Origin of the sequence: Clostridium sp. TF11-13AC (genome assembly GCF_003481065.1) — a bacterium.
In the GTDB taxonomy this organism is placed as follows: Bacteria; Bacillota; Clostridia; order Lachnospirales; family Lachnospiraceae; genus Otoolea; species Otoolea fessa.
Genome location: NZ_QUKJ01000005.1, coordinates 25,657 through 47,839, shown reverse-complemented (window position 1 = coordinate 47,839; position 22,183 = coordinate 25,657). Strand labels below are relative to the sequence as shown.

Here is a 22,183-nt window from a genome sequence, read left to right as displayed (position 1 = left end):
TGTGAATTACTGAGAATCAAGGATCCGGACACGGAAACGTGGAAAGAGAAAGAGAGGCACGGAGGATGAAACAGACATCACTGAGCAGGGAACAGGGGCTTGCGCTCCTTCGCAAGTATAATAAAGAACCATTTCATATTTTACATGGACTGACCGTGGAGGGCGTCATGGAGTGGTATGCCGAGCAGCTGGGATACGGGGACGAAAAAGCATTCTGGGGCATGGCAGGACTGCTGCATGACATTGATTTTGAACTTTATCCGGAAGAACACTGCGAGCGGGCACCGGAGCTTCTGCGCGACGGAGGCGCAGAGGAAGATTTAGTCCATGCGGTTGTCAGCCACGGCTACGGCATACGGGTGGATGTGGCTCCGGAACATGAGATGGAAAAGGTGTTGTTTGCAGCCGATGAGCTGACAGGGCTTATCTGGGCGGCGGCGAAGATGCGCCCGTCCAAGAGCACCAAGGACATGGAGCTTTCAAGTCTTAAGAAGAAATTTAAGGACAAGAAATTTGCGGCTGGATGTTCCAGAGATGTGATCCGCCGCGGGGCTGATCAGCTTGGCTGGGAATTAGACAAACTGATGGAACAGACGATTCTCGCCATGCGCTCCTGTGAGGATCGGGTCAACAAAGAGATGGAGGAACTGGAGTTTTGAGAGAAAATAAACCAATGAAACTGTTGTCGGTAGCGATTCCGTGCTACAATTCGGCGGCATATATGCGTAACTGCATCGAATCCCTGCTGCCGGGCGGCGATGAGGTGGAGATCCTGATCGTGGATGACGGTTCCACAAAAGATAATACGGCGGAGATTGCGGATGAGTATGAGAAAAACTATCCGGGGATTTGCCGGGCGATTCATCAGGAAAACGGTGGTCACGGCGAGGCTGTCAATGCGGGACTGCGCAATGCGACGGGCGTCTATTATAAGGTCGTGGACAGCGATGACTGGGTCAACGAAGAGGCGTATATGGAGGTTCTGGATACGCTGCGCAAATTTGTCCATGACAATGTGACGCTGGATATGCTGATTACCAACTTCGTTTATGAGAAACAGGGCGCAAAACACAAAAAGGTCATGAACTACAACATGGCGCTCCCAAAACGCCAGCTCATCGACTGGAACGGTGCAAGAGGCTTCCGCCTGGGACAGTATATCCTGATGCATTCGGTCATTTACCGTGTGGAAATGCTTCGGAACTGCGGCTTGGAACTGCCAAAGCATACGTTCTACGTGGATAATATTTTTGTATATCAGCCGCTTCCACACGTAAAATCCATGTACTATCTGGATGTGAATTTCTACCGTTATTTCATCGGACGCGACGATCAGTCGGTCAATGAAAAAGTCATGATCAGCCGTATTGATCAGCAGATACTCGTCACGAAGCTGATGCTGGGATATTACGATGTGACCAAGATCAAGAATCCAAAGCTGCGCCACTACATGGTCCGCTATCTGGAGATCATGATGACAGTTACTTCAATTCTGGCGATCCGCTCGGAGACAGAGGAAAATCTGAAGAAGAAAAAAGAACTGTGGCAGTATCTGAAACAGCAGAATTTCACGCTGTATATGCGCCTGCGCTGGGGCTTCCTCGGACAGGGCGTAAACCTGCCGGGAAAAGGCGGACGGAAGGTGTCGATCGCCTGCTATAAGATTTCGCAGAAGTTTTATGGGTTTAACTAAAAATAGGGCGGATTAGAAAAGAAAATCAAATCTGTCAAAAAATGCAAATTAAAAATCCGATCGTCTGGAAAATGGAGTGTTTCCAGATGGTCGGATTTTCTGATTCTTTGTCAATCATTAGATATGATTCGATAAGGGATTACCACGTGATGAATGTTAGAGACCTAGTTTTCGTAATGGCTGCGGCAGGGGGGGATTTATCGCAGATAAAAAGCTGGCACCTGTCATACTTTGGCGCCAGCTTATGTTTACTTGTCTTGAGAAATCCTTTAGCGAATATATTCCGGTTCGTTCTCTGTCTCTTCCTGCGTGCTTCCCGCATATACTAACGGATAGATAGCTGCGCTTAAAAGAATCGCGCCTGCGACGTCCAAAACCGAGTGCTGCTTCAGCGAGACAGTTGCCATGCAGATAGCGGCCATCAGGATACCGGAAAGAATCCGGATTACTTTGTGCTTTTTCAGAGACTCACTCTTCATGACCGCGATGTGGGTTCCGATGGAATTGTACACGTGGATGCTTGGAAATACATTCGTGTTCGTGTCAGCCTGGTGGAGCATATAGACCAGACGGGAACAGAGGTTCTTGTCCGGGTCTACGGCGGTCCGCAGGTCAGTTCCATTCGGAAACAGGGTGCAGATTAAGAGTGACAGCGTCATGCCGGTAAATAAAAATGCACATAACCGGTAATATTCTTCCTTGTTCTTGAAGAACAGGTATGCAATCGCAGCGGTCACATAGGCGAACCACAGTAAATATGGGATGACGAAGTATTCATTAAACGGAATCATATCATCCAGCGATGAGTGCATGATATGGTAATTGGAGGTCACGGTTTTTTCCAGATGCATAAACCACGGAAGATAGATAAATCCGTATCCCAGAATCCATATATGCCCGTATTTCTTCAGGAGTTCCTTCAGAAAATGTTTCATATCAATCAACCTCGATTTTCTTTTTATCATAAATAAATTAACATTATTTTAACATCTCTCCAAGTTCGTCTGATTATAGCACACTCACCCGCCAACTTCAAGGCTAAATAGGGATTGTTATAAATATTAAGAAAAAGGTTATGGAATGTGAAATTTGTTAAACAAAAATTTTATGGATGGACAGGGACTTTGGATTTATATATTTTATGCGGCTGTATATATGTGTCAACCGTGAGGGTATATGCGCTATCGCCTTTCACATAGGAAGTTAGTTTTAGAGTGAATTTAGGCAAAATAAAAACAGCTTGCTCAACTGCAAGCTGCTTTATCAATAGCGAGAGGGGGATTCGAACCCTCGACACCGCGGGTATGAACCGCGTGCTCTAGCCAACTGAGCTATCTCGCCATATTAAATTTTAAAAAGTGGGACCTACAGGGCTCGAACCTGTGACCCTCTGCTTGTAAGGCAGATGCTCTCCCAGCTGAGCTAAGATCCCAGATAAAATAGCGAGAGGGGGATTCGAACCCTCGACACCGCGGGTATGAACCGCGTGCTCTAGCCAACTGAGCTATCTCGCCATATTAAATTTAGAAAAGTGGGACCTACAGGGCTCGAACCTGTGACCCTCTGCTTGTAAGGCAGATGCTCTCCCAGCTGAGCTAAGATCCCGCTGACACTCGCACAAATCACGACTGCTTTGCAAGTATAATATAAATTTTCAAGATTGTCAACACTTTTGAGAAAATAATTTATAGAAATTTTCTTATCATTTAAAAGGAAGTATGGTATACTTATCTCATGCAAAATTGTAATGGCGCTGTATCCTGTGACAGGTATTCTGGCAGGGTAAAAGATAAAATATAACGCCCCAGCAGGGGAGTTTCTGTATTTTCGGAAAGCAGGGGACGTTATGGCAAAATATGAGGATGGAGTAATGTATTATTTCATTATTAATCCCGCTTCACAGAGTGGCCGCGGCTATAAGATATGGAAGAAAATAGAACAGCGGCTTGTGCGGGACGGGGTTGAGTATCAGGCATATTTGACAGAATATGCGGGGCAGGCGACAGAGTATGCAAAGAAGCTGACGTCCCACTGCAAGGAGGCACGGGTGATTGTGGTCGTGGGCGGTGACGGGACGATGAATGAGGTCGTGGACGGAATCGTTTCCTGCGACATGGTGACGCTGGGCTATATTCCGGTGGGGACAGGCAGTGATCTGGCGCGCGGGCTCCGGCTTTCGAGAAGACCGATGCGCGGACTGCGCCGGATTTTTAAGGCGCGGCGGATCCGGCAGATCGATTATGGTGTGATTGCATACGGCGATGATGTGCTCCGACATCGGCGTTTTATCGTCAGCGCGGGGATCGGGCTGGATGCGGAAGTGTGCCAGCATATGCAGCGTTCGGCGATCAAAAATATCTGCAACCGGATTCATCTGCGGCGATTGTCGTACCGGATACTGGGATTTATACAGTATTTGAAGGCGAAACCGATCCGGGGGTATATTTTGCTCGATGGAACGCGCCGGGTGGAATTTAATTATATTTATTTTATCAGTGCACAGATTCAACCCTGCGAGGGCGGCGGATTCTGGTTTGCGCCGAAGGCGGACAGCAGCGACGGCAACCTGGAGGTCTGCATTGTCAGCCATGCCTCGAAGCGGCAGGTGCTTGGAACCCTGCTCCGGGCGTTGTTCCGGCGCTCCCACAACCGGGGGCTTCGGTGCTTCAGCTGCCGGGAGGTCCAGATCTACACGGAACGCCCGATGGCAGTTCACGTGGACGGCGAGGGCTGTCAGTACCAGAGCAATCTGGAAGTCCGCTGTATTGAGCGTAAATTAAAAATTGTTGGATAAGTGTATATTTTTCAAAAGTATAAAATAATTTATCAAATAAAGTAACTGCGGGCAGTCCGGACAGTTACAAAATGACCAAGAAAGGAACTGGAATACGATGAGAATAGGACAGGGATATGATGTGCATAAACTTGTTCCGGATCGGGAACTGATTTTAGGCGGCGTGACGATCCCGTATGAGAAGGGGCTGTTAGGACATTCGGATGCGGATGTGCTGGTGCATGCGGTGATGGATGCGCTCTTAGGGGCGGCGGCACTGGGCGACATCGGACAGCATTTTCCGGACACGGATCCGGAATATGAGGGTGCGTCGAGCATCGAGCTTCTGAAAAAGGTAGGGAAACTTCTGCAGGAACGCGGCTATGTGATTGAAAATATCGATGCCACGATCATTGCGCAGCGCCCGAAGCTGGCTGCATACCGCCCACAGATGGCAGAAAATATTGCAGATGCGCTGGGGCTTCCGGTCAGCCGCGTGAGTGTCAAGGCGACGACCGAGGAAGGGCTTGGTTTTACAGGCAGCGGCGAGGGCATTTCCTCACAGGCGATTACCCTGTTGACGGAAGTGGAGAATTACTGTTATGATAGTGAAATGATGACGCAGGCAGCGGCTTGCGGTGGATGCGGCGGCTGTGGCGGCTGTCAGGCAGCACCGGAAGCAGATTTAAAATAGAAGAGGAGTAATGAGGTTATGAAAATTTTCAACACATTGTCCCGCAGAAAAGAGGAGTTTGTGCCGATCGAACCGGGCAAGGTTAAGATGTATGTGTGCGGACCGACCGTTTACAATTTTATTCATATTGGAAATGCAAGACCGATGATCGTATTTGATACGGTCCGCCGGTATTTTGAGTACAAAGGATACGAAGTAAACTATGTATCTAACTTTACTGATGTGGATGACAAGATCATCAGGAAAGCCATCGAGGAGGGCGTGGATGCGGAGACGATCTCCAAGCGCTATATCGCAGAGTGCAAAAAAGATATGGAGATGATGAACGTCAAACCGGCGACGAAGAATCCGCAGGCGACTCAGGAGATCGGCGGTATGATCGAGATGATCAATACGCTGATCGAAAAAGGACATGCGTATGTGGCAGCTGACGGCACGGTTTATTTCCGCACCAAATCCTTTAAAGAGTACGGAAAACTGTCCCATAAAAATCTGGACGATCTGCAGTCCGGCTTCCGTGAGATCAAGGTAACCGGCGAGGAAGGCAAGGAAGATCCGACCGATTTCGTTCTCTGGAAACCGAAAAAAGAAGGAGAGCCGTTCTGGGAGTCTCCGTGGTGCCAGGGCCGTCCAGGCTGGCATATCGAGTGCTCCGAGATGTCCAAGAAATACCTTGGCGAGTCCATCGATATCCATGCAGGCGGAGAGGATCTGATCTTCCCGCACCATGAAAATGAGATCGCGCAGAGCGAGTGCGCGAACGGCAAGACTTTTGCCAACTACTGGATGCACAACGCATTCTTAAATATCGATAACCGCAAGATGTCCAAATCTCTTGGAAACTTCTTTACCGTGCGTGAGATCAGTGAGAAATACGATTTGCAGGTTCTGCGTCTCTTCATGCTGAGCGCCCAGTACCGCAGCCCGCTCAATTTCAGCGCGGATTTGATGGAAGCTTCGAAAAACAGCTTAGAGCGCATCCGCACTGCGGCAGAGCATCAGGCAGACTGCCTGAAAGCAGCGAAAGAGGGCGAGATGACGGCGGAGGAGAAGCAGAATCAGGCAGCAGTCGAGGAGTTGGTTCAGAAGTTCGAGACGGCGATGGACGATGATTTCAACACCGCAGATGCGATTTCAGCTATTTTTGAGATTGTACGCCTGAGCAACTCCACTATTTCGGAAGCATCGACGAAGGCATACGTTTCCTATGTCAAAGAGACGATGGACAAACTCTGCGATGTGCTCGGTATTATCACGGAGAAGAAGGAAGAGATTCTGGACAGCGAAGTAGAAGACTTGATCGCAAAACGCCAGCAGGCGAGAAAAGACAAGAATTTCGCACTGGCGGATGAGATCCGTGGACAGCTTCTCGATATGGGAATTATTCTGGAAGATACGAGAGAGGGCGTCAAATGGAAACGGGCTTAAATGCGTTTAAGGAAGCGCTGCATTTAAAACATGTTGAGGCGGGGGAGTATTCCCCGCTGGCGCTGGCGTATATCGGAGATGCGGTCTATGAGCTGGCGATCCGTACCCTTGTCATGAACCGCGGCAATATGCAGGTCAACAAGATGCACAAGAAGACGGCGAACCTGGTCAAGGCGGACGCACAGGCACGTTTTTATTTGCTACTGGAGGAAGAGCTGACGGATGCGGAGAAGACGGCATACCGACGCGGACGCAATGCGAAATCTTTTACGATGCCGAAGCACGCGACGATGAAGGATTACCGGATGGCGACCGGATTTGAGGCGCTGATGGGTTATCTCTATCTGACCGAGCAGTTTGACAGGATGGCAGAACTTCTGGGAAAAGGGCTGGAACAGATGGGAGAATTAATATCGTTATAAATCATGATGAGGAAGATAGATGGAACAGGAAAATAAGCAGGAAAATAGATTTGAAGAGACGATGATCGAAGGCAGAAACGCCGTTTTAGAGGCATTCCGTTCGGGCAAGACGGTGGATAAGCTGTTTGTGCTGGATGGCTGCCAGGATGGACCGGTCAAGACGATCACGAGAGAGGCAAAAAAGCAGAATACGATCATCCACTATGTGGCGAAGGAGAGACTCGACCAGCTTTCTGAGACCGGCAAGCATCAGGGCGTGATTGCACAGGCAGCGGCATACCGCTATGCAGAGGTGGAAGATATGCTAAAGCTGGCAGAAGAGAAAGGCGAGCCGCCGTTTCTCTTTATTCTGGATGGCATTGAGGATCCGCACAATCTGGGTGCGATCATCCGTACTGCCAATCTGGCAGGCGCACATGGCGTGATCATCCCGAAACGCCGCGCAGTGGGACTGACATCGACGGTTGCTAAGACCTCGGCGGGAGCGCTGAATTATACGCCGGTGGCGAAGGTAACCAATATTTCAGCCACGATCGAGGAGCTGAAAGAGAGAGGACTCTGGTTTGTTTGCGCCGATATGGGCGGAGAGAGCATGTACCGCCTCGACTTAAAAGGACCGATCGGTCTGGTGATTGGCAATGAGGGCGAAGGTGTCAGCCGTCTGGTGCGGGAAAAATGTGATTTCATCGCATCGATCCCGATGAAGGGAGATATCGACTCCCTGAACGCATCGGTGGCAGCTGGTGTGCTGGCATATGAGATTGTGCGTCAGAGAATGATGTAGGGTAAGTGAAAGGTATCGGGCAACCGATTCCGCTACTCCCCTCCCCGTTGGAATCATATAAAAATATGAAAAGATAGGAAATGAGAATCGGATGTCTGCGAATGAAAACGGAGGCATCCGATGAAAAAAACGGGAAATTTAAAAAAATAAAAAAAATTCAAAAAAACCGTTGACAAAACGATTGTATCATGATAAACTAATCGAGGCTTAGAGATGAGCCGAAAACAAAAAGATGCTGCTGTAGCACAGTCGGTAGTGCGTCGCATTGGTAGTGCGGAGGTCACGGGTCCGATTCCCGTCAGCAGCTCTGCTAGAAAAGAACGGAAGCCTTTGATTTACAAGGGTTTCCGTTTTTTTATTCTCTACTTGCAATTCATTCCAGTTGTGCTATAATGATAACAGTTTGGACGGGGACATAGCTCAGCTGGGAGAGCGTTGCGTTCGCAACGCAAAGGTCGCGGGTTCGAATCCCGTTGTCTCCATGATAGAGAAAGCCTTGAAAACACTGGTTTTTCCTTTGTTTTCAAGGCTTTTTTGTGTTTTTAAGATTTCAAGCGGAACAAAATATTCCGTTATAGGTACAAACTTTTCGGTACAAGGATCACACGAAAGATCACATGGACTTTCAGTATCGATGAATTTGCCGCACATTTTTTAAAAAAGAACTTTCGAAAAAATTCAAAAAAATAAAAAAAACTCTTCCATTTTGAACTACCCTATGTTATAATAAACTCACTTGTGAGTCAGAAAGACAAGCAAGCGGGCATGGCGGAATTGGCAGACGCGCCAGATTTAGGTTCTGGTACGAGAGTGTGCAGGTTCAAGTCCTGTTGCCCGCACTAGAAATTACGCAGAAGTGGCGGAATTGGCAGACGCGCACGGTTCAGGTCCGTGTGATGGCAACATCATGAGGGTTCAAGTCCCTTCTTCTGCATGATTAGCTGCAGAACCTGAGTGCAGCGTGGAACTCCCAGAGATGATTTCTCCGGGAGTTTTTCTTTTTCTATACAAGGAATCAAAAAGGGGCAGACGCGCAAGCGAAAGCCCCTTTTGTAATTCGAATTTGTAATATAAATCAAAAAATTAGAATTTCTGAAATTCTTCTACATTTATTACAAATACGGTTGCTCCGCCGACTTTCATGTTCATCGGAACGGTCATATTAACGGTCGGGCAGCAGTTTCCGGCCATGGTCGGCGGCGTGTATACAAGCTGCTCGCGGGCACCGGACATTTTTTTGATGATGGAGATGGCGTCCTCGACGCGTTCATCTTCGACACCGAGCATCAGGGTTGTACTTTTCTTTTTCAGAAAGCCGCCCATCGTGGAAAGCTTGGTGACAAAGAAGGAGTGCTGGTTTAATTCATATACTAAATCATCGGCGTCCTCACTGCCAATGATTGCGATAATCATTTTCATAAGCGGTACCTCCTGAAAAATTTTCTATTATTGTACCATTAATTTATGAAAATGGAAATAAAAAAATGAGAAATTTATGTTAAAATATAAATGATTATGATTGCTTGCAGGTGAGAATTTTTTGGACTGAAAATTCCATCTGCCGCAGGAATGGCGGCAGATTTGCGGGATGAGAGAAAGGCAGAAGTATGATTCGAAATATAGTATTTGATATGGGAATGGTTTTACTGGAGTATGATCCGGTCAAGGTGTGCTGGGAGTACACAGATAATCCGGAGGATGTGGAGTGGATGCGCCGCGAATTGTTTGATTCGAAGGAGTGGTCGCTTTTAGACGAGGGAACGCTGACGGATGCACAGGCGCTGGAGCGGGTGCAGAAACGCCTGCCAAATGAACATCTGCGCTGGCTGGCGAAGGAAAGTCTGGAACACTGGCATGAGTACAACATCTGGGCAAAGCCGGGGATGGGAGAGCTGGTGAAGGAACTGAAAGAAAAGGGCTGCGGCATCTACCTCTGCTCGAATTGTTCCGTGCGCCTGCGTGTGTTCGAGTATGAGATTCCGGGCATTGAATATTTTGATGGCACGCTTGTCTCAGCGGAGGAGAAGCTGGCGAAGCCGAATCCGGCGATCTATGAGAGATTGTTTGAAAAATTTCATCTCAAAGCGGAAGAATGCTTTTTCATCGATGACCGTCAGGATAACATCGATAGCGCGAAGGGCTGCGGCATGGATGGTTACTGTTTTGCGGACGGGAATGTGGAGAGGCTGCGGGCGTACATGGAGGAGATGGAAATATTATAGAAAAGCAGTGCAAGGTGGCCGATAAAAAGATTATTTTCCTAAAAAACACCGGGAGAGTCATAAGCTGATGAAAAGAAAGTGAAAAGGTTTTGGAATCAGGCACTTATGGTCTAAAAAAAATACAAAATCAGCAAGAAATTTGATTGATAATAATATCACAATATGAGATAATGAAGAAGAATGGGGAAAGATGCATTTTTAGTAAATTCCCCTGGAAGATGCATGTGAACAGGCAGTTTTTTGACCGGGAATCTCCGGTGAAAGGCTGCGTCTGTTTTATAACGGATAGTGAGGAGGTCATTATATGAGAGTATCGATTTGTATCGGAAGTGCCTGTCATCTGAAAGGATCCCGTGAGGTAATCCAGAAGCTGCAGAAGCTGGTTTCAGAGAATCATCTGGACAGTGAGGTAGATTTAAATGGAGATTTCTGCAGCGGCAACTGCCGTAAAGGTGTCTGTGTGACGATAGACGGAGAACTGTATTCCGTAAAACCGGAGACAACCGAAGAATTTTTCCAGAAGGAGATTCTGGGACGCCTGAACGCGTAATCGTTTACATATAACGGCAAAAAGAGAGGGAGAGTCTATGCCGATTATTGATTTTAAGGCGACGATGTGTAAGCATTGTTATAAATGTGTGCGGGGCTGCGAAGTGAAATCAATCATGATCCGGGATGGTCATGCATATATCATGCCAAATCGCTGTATTCTCTGTGGGCAGTGCCTTTTGAACTGCCCGCAGTCGGCAAAACGTGTTCCGAGCGAACTTTCCAAGGTCAAAAAGCTGATTGAGAGCGGCGCACCGGTCATTGCATCGCTGTCGTCTTCCTATATGGGGGTTCTGCCGTATAAAAAGCGGGGGCAGGTCAAGTCAGCATTAAAAAAGCTGGGATTTACGAATGTTTGTGATGCGGCGGAGGGCGCCGCGCTGGCGACGGAAGAGTATGTCCGTTTATTAGAGCAGGGCGAGATGAAAAATATCATCACAACTGCCTGTCCGAGTATCGTGAACCTGATTGAGATTCATTATCCGGAACTCATCAAATATCTGGCACCGGTGCTGATTCCGTCGGGGATCCATACGCGCATGCTGTATGCGGAGTTTGGCGAGGCGGCGAAGGTAGTCGTGATCGGACCGTGTATCGCGGAAAAAGAGAAAAACAGGGTTGTGAAGCCGGATGCAGTCCTCACATTTGAGGATTTAAAACAGTGGCTGTCAGAGGAACAGATCGAGATCGAAGCATGTGAGGAAGAACCGTTCGAGGATCGTGAACCGGGCGCGAACCTGCGTTATCCGGTCAGCGGCGGACTGCTCACGGCGGTGACGGCGACTCAGAAGAAACCGGACAAGTATCGCAAGTTCTACGTCAGCGGCGTGAAGGACTGCCTGGATGTCTGTGAGGCGATGAAAACCGGCGAGGTGGCTGGCTGTTTCATCGAGATGAATGCCTGTCATGGAGGCTGTGTCAATGGACCATCCACGGCGACCTCAGTGTCGAGTTTTAAAGTTAAGCTGGATCTGGAAGCGATGCTTCCGAAGGAACCGGCAGATCTATCCCTGATGCATGAGGCGGCGCGCCAGGTGGAGGTTCACCGGACGTTTGCGGATCGTTCCCAGAAGGAGCCGATTCCGACCGAGGAAGAGATCCGGGAGATCTTGAAAAAGACGGGCAAGATGACGCCGGAGCAGGAATTAAACTGCGGTGCGTGCGGTTATCCGACCTGCCGGGAGAAGGCGATCGCTGTTTTCCAGAAAAAGGCGGAGGTCGATATGTGTATTCCGTACCTGCATGACCGGGCGCAGTCGCTGTCCCATCTGGTGATGGATACATCCCCGAACCTGATCATGATCATCGACGATGATATGCGGATCCGAGAGTGTTCGGTGGCGGCAGAAATGTATTTCGGCGTCAAACCGGAGGCGATCAAGGGAAAACCGCTGGAGGACTTTATCAACGCCGAGGATGTACGCGAGGTATTCCGGACGCACACAAGCGTCCACAGCCGGAAGGTGATCTATCCGGATCGGAATCTTGTGACGCTTCAAAACATTGCGTATATCGATGACGGCAATTTTGTCATTGCCACGATCATTGATGTGACGCGCGAGGAAAAACAGGCAAAACAGGAATATGCCAAGAAAAAGGCGACCATTGATCTGGCACAGAATGTCATTTACAAACAGATGATGGTTGCACAGAATATTGCCGGACTCCTGGGTGAGACGACGGCGGAGACGAAGACAACCCTGATGAAGCTTTGTTCCCTGATTGACGATGAGAGCGAAAGTGAGGTCCGATAAATGGGAGTAACCGTAGATGTCACGTTTAAAAGTCTGAATAAGTATTCAGAGATCCTGTGCGGCGATACGGTAGAGTGCCTGAAAACGGAAGATTCGGACGTTATCATTCTGGCGGACGGCATGGGAAGCGGCGTCAAGGCGAATATTCTTTCGACGCTTACGGCAAAGATTCTGGGTACGATGTTTTTAAATGGAGCCACGCTGGAGGAATGTGTGGAGACGATTGTGCAGACGCTTCCGATCTGTCAGACGAGACAGGTGGCGTATGCGACGTTCTCGATTCTCCAGATTTTCAACAACGGCGAGGTATATTTAGTTGAATATGATAACCCGCGATGCATTTTTTTGCGCTGTGGTCATGTGGTGGAGCTGCAGAAATACAAGCGACTTGTCAAGGACAAGGAGATCAGCGAGTGCCGGTTCCAGGTTCAGAAGGGTGATGCGCTGGTACTTGTCAGCGACGGCGTGACGCACGCGGGAGTCGGAAAGAGCGGCAAATATAAATTTGGCTGGCCGTGGGAGTCGGTGGCAGAGTTTGTTTCGGAACAATGCCTGACCTCTCTTTCGTCGGCACGTATGGCGGCGGCACTCTGTGCGGAATGCAGCCAGATTTACGAGGGAAAACCGGGCGATGATACGACGGTTGTGGTAGCTCGGATCATTGACCGGAAACCGGTCAACCTGATGACGGGACCGCCGCTCGACCGCAACGACGATGAGACGATCACGGCGGATTTTATGAAAGATGAGTCGGCAAAGCACATTGTATCGGGCGGAACCAGCGCGACGATCCTGTCGCGGGAGCTGGGACGACCGCTGCGGGTATCAATGGATTACAGCGACCCGGATATTCCGCCGATCGCTTTTATGGAAGGCATCGATCTGGTGACGGAGGGAGTTCTGACGCTGCGGAAAGCGATCGAACTTCTGAAACGCTATCTGATCGAATGCGATTTAAGTTCTGAGTTTTTCAGCGAGTTGGACAAGAAAAATGGTGCGTCCATGATCGCGAAGATTTTGATAGAAGACTGCACGGAATTACATATGTTTGTGGGAACGGCGGCGAACAGCGCCTACCAGAATCCAGGGCTGGCGTTTGATCTGGGAATCCGCCAGAACCTGGTCAAACAGCTAAAAGAAGCAGTCGAAGGTATGGGAAAGAAAGTTACGGTAACGTATTATTAATAAGGAGGATAAAACATGGTAACGAATGACGCGACAATTCTGCGCATCAAACATGAGATACTTTATGAGGTAGCAAAGCTTGCCTGGAATGATCAGTTAGAGGACGGAAGAGACGATATTCCGTACAAAATCAGCCCTGGTCCGCAGGCACAGTACCGCTGCTGTGTATACAAGGAGAGAGAGATTGTCCGCCAGAGAATCCGTCTGGCAGAAGGTAAATGTCCGTCTGACCGCAATACAAACAACGTCGTACAGGTTATCAATGCAGCCTGTGAGGAGTGCCCGATTGCGTCCTACACAGTCACCGATAACTGCCGTAAATGTATGGGTAAAGCCTGCCAGAACTCCTGTCCGTTTGGAGCGATCAGCATGGGAAATACCAAGGCGCACATCGACCCGGATAAATGCCGCGAGTGCGGAAAGTGTTCCCAGGCATGCCCATACAATGCGATTGCCCATCTGGAGCGCCCGTGTAAGAAGGTCTGCCCAGTGGATGCGATTACCTACGATGAGTATGGTGTATGTGTGATCGATGAGAAAAAATGTATCCAGTGTGGCGCCTGCATCCATTCCTGCCCGTTCGGTGCGATCGGTTCCAAGACCTTCATGGTCGATGTGATCCGCCTGATCAACGCAGGCAAAAAGGTCGTAGCGATGCTGGCACCGGCGACCGAAGGCCAGTTTGGACCGGACATCACGTTTGCAAGTTGGAAAACAGCTTTAAAGAAGATTGGATTTGCAGATATGATCGAGGTTGGTCTGGGCGGCGATATGACCGCGGCAGCCGAGGCAGAAGAGTGGGCGGAAGCTTACAAAGAGGGCAAGAAGATGACGACCTCCTGCTGTCCGGCATTTGTCAACATGATCAAACAGCATTTCCCACAGCTGCTTGACAATATGTCCACGACGGTTTCCCCGATGTGTGCGGTCTCCCGTATGCTGAAGGCGCAGGATCCGGAGGTTGTCACTGTCTTTATCGGACCGTGTATCGCGAAGAAGAGCGAGACGCTGGATCTGAATATCCAGGGCAATGCGGACTATGCGATGACTTACGGAGAGATCCGTGCGATGATGCGGGCGAAAGACGTAAATCTGGAGCCGGAAGAGAACAGTATGCAGGAAGCCAGTGTATTTGGAAAACGCTTCGGCAACGGCGGCGGCGTAACAGCGGCGGTATTAGAATGTCTGAAGGAGTCTGGTGAGAATACCGATATCAAGGTAGCGCGCTGCAACGGTGCGGCTGAGTGTAAGAAAGCCCTTCTTCTTCTGAAAGTGGGACGTCTGCCGGAGGACTTCATCGAGGGTATGGCGTGCGTCGGCGGCTGTGTCGGCGGACCGAGCAAGCACAAAGCCGAGCTGGAGGCGAAGAAGTCGAGAGACAAACTCATCGCCGAGGCAGATGCAAGAGAAGTACATGAGAACCTGAAGGCGTATGATATGTCGTCGTTCTCGATGCATCGGCATTGATGTGGGATACCCTTGGGAGAATGTGGCTGAGATAAAATAAATAGGAATTTATATATGAGTTAGTGGGAAAGTGCCTGCTCTGGAAAATGAAATTTGGGATATGAATTTTATTTTCTGGGGCGGGCGTTTTTCGTTGTGAAAATTCCAAAAGAGTTCTTGCATTTAGAGAATAGATGTGTTAGACTCAATATATCTTATCGAAATGAACTGCGGTCGCAGGTGGTTTCGTTCTAATTTATCTTTTTATTCTGGTAATTTGTGAGGTGCGTTTCGCACAGAATTCGATGATTTAGGAAAATTTGGGAGAATCGGATAACTGTATCGTTATAAAAAATGTGCAATATATTATATGATATATGCAATGTAAAATGAAAGCTTTTTATAGACGGAAAGAACCGTTGTTTAACTCAGAGTGAGGATGTGTTTTGAATTAGAAGAATGAAAATAGAGAATAGAAATTTGATATAAATTAGAACTTATATAACTTGCGAAAGAGGATAAGAAAAGAGATGTGAAAAAGGTTTGAGGGGGGAGGTTTGAGTTGTTAAAAATAAACATGGGGGCTCATAAAGGGCGTCGCTGCCGGAATGGTACCATTTTGGGAATATCACTGATATTGATATTTTCATCCGGTAGAATGGCGCTGGCAGCTGAAAATGCAGTGAAACAGGCAGAAACAGCTGTCATAGTCGGCTACAGCGTCTCATTTATAGATGCTGAGAATGCAAATCATCTTATATTTCATACGCAAACGGGCAAAGTTTTGGAAGGAACTTCTCTGAATGTATCTTTCCCAGAGCAAATCATAGGGAGCGACGGGCATATCTGGAAATCAGCGGTACAGTCACCGCAAATATTTGAACTGTATGGAACAGGAACTGAAAAAATTTATATCAAATATGAAAGAGGCGGCAAGGTCCCAGAAATGGGAGCAGAGGAGGATGCCGCCATGCTGGCGCTTCGGAAACGCCTGGAACGATGGAAACAGAGGGCATGGGAGGCAGAGTGCGCCATATTTGGGCGCGAGGATGCGGCGGTATCGGGCAGCGATTCCGGTCTGACCGTTCAAAATCAGTCGGAAAATGATGCCAGGATCCGGAATCTGGTATCTGCGATTGGGGATGCAGCGTGGCATGAATTTTATCTGATTGGTCAGGATTTTACACCATCGGCAAAAACAATCGGGGTGGAATACGACGCGGTTTATTCTGAGGTGGAAGAGGATTCCTTTTCGGTGGATGGAAAGGAATATATCATCACGCGCATCCGGGTGCGGAGAAACTGGGATGACCGTACTTGTACGCATCAGTGGAGCCAATGGGAGTGGGAGGAAAATGATTGCTTAAAGAATGGGCGGGCAGTGTATGTCTGCGGACGATGTCAGAAAGAAAAGATAGAGCGCCTTCCGGCGCTGGGGCACCTGGATGAAAACGGGGATCAAATCTGTGACCGCTGTGGAAGCGTGGATTGGAGTGAAAGTGAAATGCCCGAAAAAGTGATCTGGAAGGAGGGCGATGTCCAGCTGCGCGAGGTGGGCGGAGAGATTTTGTCATTTACCTGTATCGACGACGATTACCATGACTGGCAGAATGAACACCGGAAAGCAGCGCTGTTTCTCTGTGACCGCGTGATCCGGGCGGATGTGGACACGGCACCGGGAAAAAAGATGAACATTTTCTCGTTTGGCAAAGACAATAATTATAAAACTTCGCAGGTGCGCGCATGGCTGCAGAAAAACAGTCAGAACAGCAGCTTCTGTCTGGAACCGATCCATACGGGAATCCAGACCGCGTACATGGGAAGCACGGCGGCTGGTGCATTTTCGCAGACGTCCGGGCGGGAACTGGCGCGTCATGATATTGGTTTTCAGCTTATGAACGACCAGCTTTTCTGCCTGTCACTGGAAGAGGCACTTGCGTACCGGGAATATCTATGGCGGTTTGATTCCGGGGATGATAACCCACAAAGTCAGGTCAGTGCCTATTCACAGGGATATTATCTGCGGACGCCTTTTTATTTGCAGGATGAAAACGGGAAATTCATTTATAATCAGCAGATTTATGGCGTTGATCTGGTAAATGGCTGTCTGCGTCCGGTGAGGACGGACAGTGAGACATATGGAGTACGTCCGGCATTTGCACTGTCACAGATGTAAAAAAGAATACTTGTTGAGCTTGGAAAGCGGGAGTGAAGCTGTTTGGCAGTTTGATTAGGAGAAAAGATTGGATAAGGGAAAATCAATCTAATGTTTGGGGAAAGAGGGGAACGTGTATGGGGAAAAAGAAGATGAAAAAAGTGATTCCATTTGCGGTGATGACGACGATGCTTTTGTCGGCGACGCTGCCGGCGTTTGCGGCGAGCGGGTTTGTGTTTGAGGATTGGGATTTGGGGATTATTTCGGAAAGGAAGGAAAAGTTGGATGATACAGACGATGCCATAAAAAGGCGGAAAGAATGGCAGAAACGGGCTGCATCGTCCAGTGAGCTTATGAATGCGGATGTGAGGGCAACTCCCTCTGAATTACGTTCTTCCAAAGTCATAGAGGCAACTCCTTCACAATTAATCATGCCGCGCGTTAGCGTCAGCGCCAGCCTCGGAAATCTCTGGGAAAACTGGGATGTGGTGGATTTGAGCTTTCTGGATGGAACACATGGACTTGGAACGAAACAAAAACCGTATCAGATACGCACGAAACATCAGCTGATGGGACTTAGCTTCCTGGCGGCGTTTGGCATGCAGCCGGATTACGGCGAGGTGGAAGAAGAGATCGTGGGGGATTACCGGGGCGCATGGTTTGAGCTGACGGCGAACATCGATCTGGGAGGAATGGACTGGAATCCGATCGGTTATTACCGGGATGATTCAGAATTTTCAGGGGAGGTGACGCACCCGTTTACGGCAAATCTGGATGGAAACGGTTATAAGATTTCAAATTTCCGGTTTGCAGGAGGCAGTTCGCCGAATGTTGGATTCTTTGGTGCGCTGGATGGGGCGGAGATCCGAAATCTGATGCTGGAACCAGGAAAGCCGGTCAAAGGAGTGCGTCAGGTGGGAATTTTGGCAGGAAATGCGAAGAATTCCAAGATTTTTAATTGTCAGGTAAAAGGCGATGTGGAAGGAACCGGAGCGGTCGGTGGAATGATCGGGCACATGGAAGGCAGCACGGTGGAAAATGGAACGGCACAGGTAACGGTCCGAACGACGGGACGTGCAGCCGGAGCGCAGGCGCTTGCGGGCGGAATCGCCGGGGAAGCGGCGGATGATTCTCGTATCATTGACTGCCAGGTCCGCACCGGGGATAACAGTACCTCGCGGATTCAGGGAACGGATGCGACCGTCGGCGGAATCGTGGGGCTTCAGAATGGGGCGGCTCTCTACAATACCTATGTAAATGGCACGATCGGCGGTTCTGGCAGCCAGAATGTCGGAGGACTCGTTGGAGAACGAATCAGCGGAGACTTGAAAGTGGGGCGGTTTGAGGGAACGATCGGTCAGTCGGGAACCGGGGCTGCCGGACACAGAGGAACCTTCATCGGATACCGCGCACCAGCTAATTATTTTAAATATGGGGATGACATCGCGTACCTGTTTGCGGATACGGAGGCGAAAATCGCAAACAATGTCTGTGGAAGCGGCATTTCAGATGATAACCAGTATACATATGCGGCGCACATCGGATATTCCCACGCGAAGGACAATTTCTTCACGCTGGTATCCGGCGGTGTCACGCGGGATGTGGACGAGCGATATTTTTATGAAGAACTGGAACAGGGGATTCTCTCGATTGTGGATGAAGAGCTGGGCGGGGAGATGGATGCGGAGTCGGTGGGGTATGATCTTGACCATTTTGCACCAAATGATGCGGGACGCCCGGTCCGTGGTTATCTGATTACAATTCCGCAGGTCGATACCGTCTCCAATGGAACGAATTATTACGATGTGGCAGTGCTGGAAGCACGGGGAAATGGCGCGTATTACCGGACACTCGATAAAGAACACCGCGGTGCGGTGGCACCGGGAAAGACGGTGACGGTCAGCACCTCGGCAAAGCAGGCGGAAAAAGCATGCTTTCAGATGGAGGGAGTTCCGACGTACACGCGTGGGAAGAGCCGGAAAGATACTACTTATGTAAATGGCGGCGAGTATTGTTTTACGATGCCGGAGGAAAATACGCAGGTGTCGGCGGTTTATAAAAAGGTGGCAGTTTCGGTCGGTCTGACGCCGGGCGTGACGAAATTCCAGGTGGTGCAGGAGCGGACCGGAAACCGGAAACATCCGACGAAAGTCACACGCGTGATGGATGGAAATGGAAAATTAATTGCGACGTACATCCATGGAAATCTGCAGGCGGGAACACAGGTGCAGCCGGTGACGGTGCGGGCGATTGTGGATCGGAATAATGATGTGGCGGATGCATCGGTGCGCTGGAGTATCGATGATTCAGATTTGATTACGTTACTTCCAAATGACGATGAGGAAAGTGGTTATACGAAAAAGAGCGCGTCAGTCCAGGTAAATTTAAATAGTTCGTTTATCACTGATATAGTCCGGAAACTGGAAAAAGAGCAGGCAGACCGCGGATACCAGTATGCGATCGGAAGCGACATATACGGAGCAGGGTATCAGAACGGCGGCGTAGCGGTGCTGACGGCAGAGACGAAACCGGCGGCGAGCTTTGATGGGAAGCCGTGCCGGGGAAATGCGCGGATTGAGGTTACGTTCCAGATCAAGGATCAGACCTATGTAGCCAATGAAGGTGCGGCACTAAATCAGGATCAGTTGAAATTTGAGGTGGTGCGGACATTAAACGGAAATCGGAAACATCCAGATGAAACGATCCAGGTTACGGCACCGCAGGTTTTGAGTGCGTCTTTCACACCCGATTATTTTGACCGGAAAGATATATCGTGGACTGTCGGTGACGCAGCACTGATTTCGGTGGACGGCGAGGACAAGTCGGCCGGTGTGCAGGCGAAAAAGGATGCAAAATGGATCCGGGATCTGATCGCGGCAGATCAGGGCAGACATGTGAATACACCATATGAAATACAGACAGCTTCCGGCAGCCGCACGACGAAGGTGACAGTGATCGGCGATGATATGCTTGGAAACCGGCAGACGGCATCGTGCAGAGTACAGGTGGATTTCCGGACAGTGGACGAATCGAAGATTTGTGTGGAAGGCATCAGCCTTATACCGAAAACGCTGCAATACGAGATCAAACGCACCCGGACGGGGGCGGGTTATCGTCCGGTGGAGGCATGGACGGGAACCGGTGCGAAAAAGCTGGCAGCGTCGGTATTTCCGGCGCAGGCGTTTAACCAAAAAGTGACATATCAGGCAAGTGATGATTCGCTGTATGTATCATCGGATGGAACCGTGACGGTCAATACGACGGCTTCCTGGATACAGGAGCTTGACCGTCAATACTTAAAATCAGGCAGCCATACGGCATATGTGACCGTGAAAACCGAGGATGGTGGCTTCACGGACCGGGCGGCAGTTACAATTCAGTATGAGGCGGTCGATCAGACATACAGCGGAGGTTCCCATTCGGGCGGAGGTTCTCATTCGGGCGGCGGCTTGGGTGGAGGCTCTTCTTCTGGAAAGGGGGCAGCGGCAGGAAGCAGTGCAGCGAATGCAACCGGACCGGCATCGGGGTTCAGTGATTTGACAGGAGCGGGTATTGGAAATCTGACAGAAGGACAGGCAGGCCCCGGGCAGAATGCGGATGCGGCAGCCATACCGGAATATGTAGTAGCTGGAAACTGGCGGAAGAATGCAGATGGAAGCTGGCAGTTTGAAGCGGGCGGTAGAAGCTATGCTTCTGAATGGGCGGCTGTCTACAATCCATATGCCGATCCGGCAAAGGGGCAGAGTACGTTTGACTGGTTCCGATTTGATGCAGATGGCAGGATGGTGAACGGCTGGTATACGGATGTGGATGGAAACACATATTATCTCTGGACGGAAATGGATGGAACACAGGGGCGTATGCTGACTGGCTGGAACTGGCTGCCGGGAAGCGATGGAGTGTTTCATTGTTACTATTTTCAGGAAAAATCTGATGGAATGAGGGGACGTTTGTATCGAAATACGCACACCCCCGATGGGAATTTAGTCAATGCGGATGGTTCCTGGGTGCTGGACGGAATAGTACAGACGAGAAGCTGAGAGAGGAGGATAGAAGAAAACAGAGACAAACAGGAAAATGAAGTGGAATGACACGGAAAGAATAAAAAATGGGGGTATAAAAAAATGAAACAGGATAAGAAAACAACCAATAAATCGGGATGTACAGCCGTACTGGCAGCAGCCATGATCGCAGCCGGAGGTTTCAGCGCTTATGCAGGCAATCAGGGGACGCATGGCGGTGAATGGAAGGACACAGAGAGTCTGAGATGGGAGTGGCAGAATGGAGAGATGAGTTTTTATGGAAATGGAAGTATTTTTTCAGAGCAGCACCCAGAGATCAGCGATCCGGAATATTACCTGAAAGAGGCAGTCCGTTATCCGGGGGAAGCAAATCCAGGGTGGAATACGAAGGGAGAACCGAAAGCAAATTATAGCTGGGCTTCGGTCGAAGAACTGCAGAAATTTGTCAATAGTTTTGACTGGATTCATTTGGATGAAAAAACGCGTCTTCTGTATGTGCATAACCGGATTGCAAACGGAGAGGGAGGTTTTAACCAGAATCATTACGGTTCGCCGGAAGAGGCAAAGGATTTCCCGGTTTTGGAAGGAGGCGTTGGCGTCTGCCGGGATTTCGCGGAAGAATTTCAGTTCCTATGCCGGATCGTAGGGCTGGAGTGTGTGACCTACACGCCGGAATATCTCCATGATGCGTGCCTGGTGCGGATCGGCACACAGTGGTATGCGACGGATCCGACCTCCAGTCTGCCGCTATTTTCAAATGCGAAAACGTACCCGGTTGACTTTGAGACGGAGTTTTACCGCTATGAAAATAAGGAGCGGGAGCAGAGAAGAAAGGACTATGAAGCGGATCCAGACAGTCTTGCCAATGTGCTGGCGCTGACCTTGAGTATGCGGGGAGAGGGGACGATTTCCGAGGCTGCCTGGGAGAAAATACAGGCACCGATGGGGCAGATAGAAGAAAAGTGGGGACGACAGGAAATACCAAGACAGGAGTATGAAACGGGGATTATCTCGCTGCTGAAATCAGTTTGGGGAACTGAAAAATAAAGAAAACGA

The 22,183-nt window shown here is 49.4% G+C and carries 17 protein-coding genes and 8 tRNA genes; 19 read left to right on the top strand and 6 right to left on the bottom strand.

The genetic code is table 11. The features are described 5' to 3' along the window. Nucleotides 1-65 precede the first annotated feature (65 nt). Both DXD12_RS10990 and DXD12_RS10985 read left to right on the top strand, forming a co-directional pair. Nucleotides 66-659: a hypothetical protein gene (locus DXD12_RS10990; protein WP_022359370.1), complete on the top strand. Its 594-nt coding sequence runs from the start codon at nucleotides 66-68 to the stop codon at nucleotides 657-659. Between the two features lie 14 nt (nucleotides 660-673). Further along, nucleotides 674-1,693 carry a glycosyltransferase family 2 protein gene (locus DXD12_RS10985; RefSeq protein WP_118524552.1) on the top strand — a complete coding sequence of 340 codons (1,020 nt, stop codon included), beginning with the start codon at nucleotides 674-676 and terminating at the stop codon, nucleotides 1,691-1,693. A gap of 269 nt (nucleotides 1,694-1,962) precedes the next feature. Here the strand turns inward: DXD12_RS10985 and DXD12_RS10980 are convergent, their stop codons facing one another. From DXD12_RS10980 to DXD12_RS10960, 5 genes are all read right to left on the bottom strand, one after another. Beyond that, nucleotides 1,963-2,628 (bottom strand): phosphatase PAP2 family protein, encoded by a 666-nt coding sequence (locus DXD12_RS10980; RefSeq protein WP_118570205.1) that lies wholly within the window; start codon nucleotides 2,626-2,628, stop codon nucleotides 1,963-1,965. Nucleotides 2,629-2,960: 332 nt separating this feature from the next. Further along, nucleotides 2,961-3,034 (bottom strand) — tRNA-Met (locus DXD12_RS10975). An 18-nt stretch (nucleotides 3,035-3,052) separates the two neighbouring features. Beyond that, nucleotides 3,053-3,125: transfer RNA gene (locus DXD12_RS10970), tRNA-Val, on the bottom strand. A gap of 8 nt (nucleotides 3,126-3,133) precedes the next feature. Then, nucleotides 3,134-3,207, bottom strand: a tRNA-Met gene (locus tag DXD12_RS10965). Between the two features lie 18 nt (nucleotides 3,208-3,225). Then, nucleotides 3,226-3,298: transfer RNA gene (locus DXD12_RS10960), tRNA-Val, on the bottom strand. A gap of 241 nt (nucleotides 3,299-3,539) precedes the next feature. Here DXD12_RS10960 and DXD12_RS10955 point away from each other — a divergent pair. From DXD12_RS10955 to DXD12_RS10915, 9 genes are all read left to right on the top strand, one after another. Next, entirely contained in the window at nucleotides 3,540-4,487 is a 948-nt protein-coding gene (locus DXD12_RS10955; RefSeq protein WP_243105385.1) for a YegS/Rv2252/BmrU family lipid kinase, read from the top strand. Nucleotides 4,488-4,584: 97 nt separating this feature from the next. Continuing rightward, on the top strand, nucleotides 4,585-5,160 hold the full coding sequence (ispF, locus tag DXD12_RS10950) for a 2-C-methyl-D-erythritol 2,4-cyclodiphosphate synthase (RefSeq protein ID WP_107000479.1): 576 nt from the start codon (nucleotides 4,585-4,587) through the stop codon (nucleotides 5,158-5,160). Nucleotides 5,161-5,178: 18 nt separating this feature from the next. Beyond that, the gene (gene cysS / locus DXD12_RS10945) at nucleotides 5,179-6,588 is read left to right on the top strand and encodes a cysteine--tRNA ligase (protein ID WP_107000478.1); all 1,410 of its coding nucleotides are present in this window, start codon (nucleotides 5,179-5,181) and stop codon (nucleotides 6,586-6,588) included. Beyond that, the gene (locus DXD12_RS10940) at nucleotides 6,573-7,010 is read left to right on the top strand and encodes a ribonuclease III domain-containing protein (protein ID WP_117796158.1); all 438 of its coding nucleotides are present in this window, start codon (nucleotides 6,573-6,575) and stop codon (nucleotides 7,008-7,010) included. Before cysS ends, DXD12_RS10940 begins: the two co-directional genes overlap by 16 nt. Before the next feature lie 19 nt (nucleotides 7,011-7,029). Beyond that, nucleotides 7,030-7,794, top strand: coding sequence for a 23S rRNA (guanosine(2251)-2'-O)-methyltransferase RlmB (gene rlmB / locus DXD12_RS10935; protein WP_022358985.1), 765 nt, complete (start codon nucleotides 7,030-7,032; stop codon nucleotides 7,792-7,794). A gap of 234 nt (nucleotides 7,795-8,028) precedes the next feature. Then, nucleotides 8,029-8,101, top strand: a tRNA-Thr gene (locus DXD12_RS10930). A 102-nt stretch (nucleotides 8,102-8,203) separates the two neighbouring features. Beyond that, nucleotides 8,204-8,276: transfer RNA gene (locus tag DXD12_RS10925), tRNA-Ala, on the top strand. A 277-nt stretch (nucleotides 8,277-8,553) separates the two neighbouring features. Next, nucleotides 8,554-8,633, top strand: a tRNA-Leu gene (locus tag DXD12_RS10920). An 11-nt stretch (nucleotides 8,634-8,644) separates the two neighbouring features. Then, a tRNA-Leu gene (locus DXD12_RS10915) sits at nucleotides 8,645-8,728 on the top strand. A 149-nt stretch (nucleotides 8,729-8,877) separates the two neighbouring features. On the opposite strand, the gene DXD12_RS10910 is transcribed toward DXD12_RS10915, so the two are convergent. Then, nucleotides 8,878-9,213, bottom strand: coding sequence for a cyclic-di-AMP receptor (locus DXD12_RS10910; RefSeq protein WP_022358984.1), 336 nt, complete (start codon nucleotides 9,211-9,213; stop codon nucleotides 8,878-8,880). 188 nt (nucleotides 9,214-9,401) lie between these two features. Between DXD12_RS10910 and DXD12_RS10905 the strand changes: the two genes are divergently transcribed. The 8 genes from DXD12_RS10905 (at nucleotide 9,402) to DXD12_RS10870 (ending at nucleotide 22,174) form a co-directional block, all read left to right on the top strand. Then, nucleotides 9,402-10,016, top strand: a complete 615-nt coding sequence (locus DXD12_RS10905) for an HAD family phosphatase (protein WP_118468125.1) — start codon at nucleotides 9,402-9,404, stop codon at nucleotides 10,014-10,016. 304 nt (nucleotides 10,017-10,320) lie between these two features. Then, complete coding sequence (locus tag DXD12_RS10900) at nucleotides 10,321-10,566, top strand: NAD(P)H-dependent oxidoreductase subunit E (protein WP_107000475.1); 246 nt, start codon at nucleotides 10,321-10,323, stop codon at nucleotides 10,564-10,566. A 37-nt stretch (nucleotides 10,567-10,603) separates the two neighbouring features. Further along, nucleotides 10,604-12,319 (top strand): [Fe-Fe] hydrogenase large subunit C-terminal domain-containing protein, encoded by a 1,716-nt coding sequence (locus DXD12_RS10895; protein ID WP_118468124.1) that lies wholly within the window; start codon nucleotides 10,604-10,606, stop codon nucleotides 12,317-12,319. Then, nucleotides 12,320-13,504 carry a SpoIIE family protein phosphatase gene (locus DXD12_RS10890; protein ID WP_107000473.1) on the top strand — a complete coding sequence of 395 codons (1,185 nt, stop codon included), beginning with the start codon at nucleotides 12,320-12,322 and terminating at the stop codon, nucleotides 13,502-13,504. A gap of 15 nt (nucleotides 13,505-13,519) precedes the next feature. Further along, the gene (locus DXD12_RS10885; RefSeq protein WP_107000472.1) at nucleotides 13,520-14,971 is read left to right on the top strand and encodes a 4Fe-4S dicluster domain-containing protein; all 1,452 of its coding nucleotides are present in this window, start codon (nucleotides 13,520-13,522) and stop codon (nucleotides 14,969-14,971) included. Between the two features lie 925 nt (nucleotides 14,972-15,896). Continuing rightward, on the top strand, nucleotides 15,897-17,126 hold the full coding sequence (locus DXD12_RS10880; RefSeq protein ID WP_146143909.1) for a DUF6273 domain-containing protein: 1,230 nt from the start codon (nucleotides 15,897-15,899) through the stop codon (nucleotides 17,124-17,126). A 116-nt stretch (nucleotides 17,127-17,242) separates the two neighbouring features. Further along, nucleotides 17,243-21,145 carry a peptidase A26 gene (locus DXD12_RS10875; RefSeq protein WP_118638362.1) on the top strand — a complete coding sequence of 1,301 codons (3,903 nt, stop codon included), beginning with the start codon at nucleotides 17,243-17,245 and terminating at the stop codon, nucleotides 21,143-21,145. Nucleotides 21,146-21,229: 84 nt separating this feature from the next. Next, nucleotides 21,230-22,174, top strand: a complete 945-nt coding sequence (locus DXD12_RS10870; protein WP_118570168.1) for a hypothetical protein — start codon at nucleotides 21,230-21,232, stop codon at nucleotides 22,172-22,174. Nucleotides 22,175-22,183 lie beyond the last annotated feature (9 nt).